Origin of the sequence: Eggerthia catenaformis OT 569 = DSM 20559, assembly GCF_000340375.1 — a bacterium.
Taxonomy (GTDB): domain Bacteria; phylum Bacillota_I; class Bacilli_A; order Erysipelotrichales; family Coprobacillaceae; genus Eggerthia; species Eggerthia catenaformis.
In genome coordinates this window covers 17,511-20,297 of record NZ_KB446652.1, presented here as the reverse complement: position 1 = coordinate 20,297, position 2,787 = coordinate 17,511, and the positions used below count along the sequence as shown (strand labels likewise).

Here is a 2,787-nt window from a genome sequence, read left to right as displayed (position 1 = left end):
TCTAAAATGTTTCCCTGTTTAAATCCCATATCCGAAAGCGTCTTATATATTCCATCAATTATGGTTTTCGGTGTGTAAAAGCTCGTTAAAGTAGATTCTCTTGCAGCTTCATATTCTGCCTGCGATAAGTTCTCTTTTAGAAAGCTCCTCGCTTCTTTCCACTGTCCGCCTTTTTCTTCATCAAACACTTCGGAAAGTCCACCCCAGCCTACATACCTTGCTAAAACTTCCTGAGCTGTACTATCAAGCGATCTTTGTCTGCTCCCCACTCTGTTAAGCATGGAAATTGCTTCAAGGTTTTGATTTAATCTTTCGCTTGGACTTAACTTTTCAGGGAGCGTTTCTTCTGTAATTTTAAAGTTATGAGCTTCCGCTTTTCTTATTTGAGTTTCTTCAGTAGTCTGCTCTGGCTGTTTATATGTCAGGTTTTCAAATACCCTCTCAAGGTCGCTTTCCAGACGATAAGGAATGACATCGGAGCCTGTTATCATCCCTCCAAAATACTCGGTGTTGTCCTTCACCGTTACCGTATTTAGGTTCTTTCCCATATCATCAAAGCGTGTTATGGTATGGTCTTTGTCCTTGTATTTAACTTCATCACCGACAATAAAGTTCGGTCTTTCAAGACTTATTTTATTCAACAAGTCCTCATTATCTGTAAAGTCTACAATCGGAATTTGATGGTTTCCACTTCTTACCGGATCAAGCCACAAATCATATCTTCCTGTGATTTCATTTTTAGAAATTTCTCTGACTTTATATTCTTCATGATTAAAATAGACGGTATCGCCTGCTTTAACTGCAAACTCTTCTAAAAGGCTGTCCTCTTTTTCATTCAGTTCTACTTCTTCTCTTTCTTTGAGGTAATCAAATAAGGTAGCTTGAACTGTGTCACGCTTTGTATCTTCTTCTGTTTCTTCAGGTGCTTCAAGCTCTGCTTTATTTTCAAAGCTAAGTTCTCCATTAAAGACAAACTGAAGCTCCTGCTCATCCATCTGCTTTTTAAGTTCACTGTCTTTAAGTTCTCTAAAGGTCTTTGGAAAATCTTCTAAAATGAGCCTTTGTGCGTTTAGTTCTTTCAACTCCTCAAGATTAAAATATCCCCATTCAGGCTCAATCCCAAGCACAAGTCCAAAGGCATCGCCGCTTTCCCTGTCATACTCCGTCATATACCAAGTCCAGTTACTTCTAAAGGGAATAATATATGCAGCATGAACCTGCTTATCCGCCAAAGCTACATCCTCCTGTACGTAAAGCTCCGGTACTCTTTCAAGCATTTCATCTGTCATTAAGTTTTCAGGATCATCTTTGGAATAATATTGTGGTTTTTCTATCTCTGACTTACTTCCTATTTCCGTTTCTTCAATATAGAGATTTTTAGAAAGCAGCTCATCGATATGCTTTGCAACACTTGTCCAAGTAAGAAACACATCATTACAATCATTTTTCTGTAATTTAAGTCCCTTTGCATCGTGCCATTCATCACTTCCCATCGCCCCTGAAATTGCATGGGAATGTCCTCCGATTCCATATTCGTCTTTTAGGAAATTGGCTTTTTCCTGCAAAGTATGATTTTCTTTAAAAAACTTGGTGATTCGTTCTTTTCCTCTATCAATGCCACTTCCTCTTGAAAGGCTTTCAAGGACTTCATCTTCTGTAATAAAAGGCTTTACCTTCGTAAGTTCTGTCAGATTGGTACTGTATTCCTTTCGTGGCAGTTCAAGTTCCTTGAGTCTTTGATAAAGGCTATCAACCTTGTGATAATGAAACCTTAATACATCCCTATTTTCTTTGTATCCTTCTAAAAATCTTTCGTATTTCCTGATTGTTTCTTTCAGATATTCAGGATTTTTTAATGCTTCAGATAATCTTTTCGTTTCTTCCGGAAATCCACCACCTCTTTCAAAAGAGTTGAAATATCCTTGCTCTATTCCTTCTTCGCTTAAATCGTGCGTTAGATACCATAAGGATTCTGAATTTCTATCCCTTTCATAGTCCTGTGCCTCTAAAAGTTCTACATTTGTAGCAAACTCACCTCTGTCAAGAAGTTCATTTATCCTACTTGCTGCATCACGCCAGCTTAAAATTTGTGTATTATCCTCTCTTGCCGATGTTCCATAAGCTAAATGAATACCTTTATCCGAATACCAGGAAGATACTTCTCTTTCATCAATGTAAAATCCGTTTCCTCCTCTAAAGGTATCTTTGAGGTATTCTCCCAATTCTTCTACTGTTTTTTCTTTGGAAAACTCAGCAATAAGAGGAAGTCTCCCGCCGTCGTGATTTCCTCCGTTAATAAGGACAGTGTCTATCTCTTTCTGATTAAGAGGAATAGTAAGCCTCATCTGTCCATAAGAATTTTCAGGCAAAGAAAAAGAAGCATTATCAGCTTCTCTTATCTCTGCTTCAGTATTATCTTTTAGATTTCTACCACTTCCTTGATGGTCATTTCTTTGAGAGCTGAAATCATCGCCCCATACTGCGGATTGTTCTCGCCCTCTATCTTCCAAGCTGCCATCAGCTTCGGCTTCTCTGTTCTCATAAACTCTATCGCTTGTTTCTGAATATCCATCAGGTGTCCTGTCAGCTTCTTCTCCTTGTATAGATCCAAAAGCATCTCGAAGTGGCTCTGCTCCTCGCTCTTTGAAAGATAATCTATCCTCATCACTGCGTAAGTCGGATTCGGGAATTCTTTCATGAAGTCCGCCTGTTCCTCCAAGCTGTTTAGCGTATTCTCCCTGATTTTCTCTATTATCTCGTCCGTACTCTCCATTTCGGAGAACTCGC

1 protein-coding gene and 1 pseudogene are annotated in these 2,787 nt (G+C 38.9%); both read right to left on the bottom strand.

Going from position 1 to position 2,787, the window contains the following annotated elements:
- A pseudogene (locus HMPREF9943_RS09580) lies at positions 1-2,510 on the bottom strand (helicase-related protein); the annotation flags it as partial.
- On the bottom strand, positions 2,420-2,787 hold a 368-nt coding region (locus HMPREF9943_RS10520), incomplete at its 5' end, for a hypothetical protein (RefSeq protein WP_482156159.1). The gene HMPREF9943_RS10520 and the pseudogene HMPREF9943_RS09580, both read right to left, overlap by 91 nt.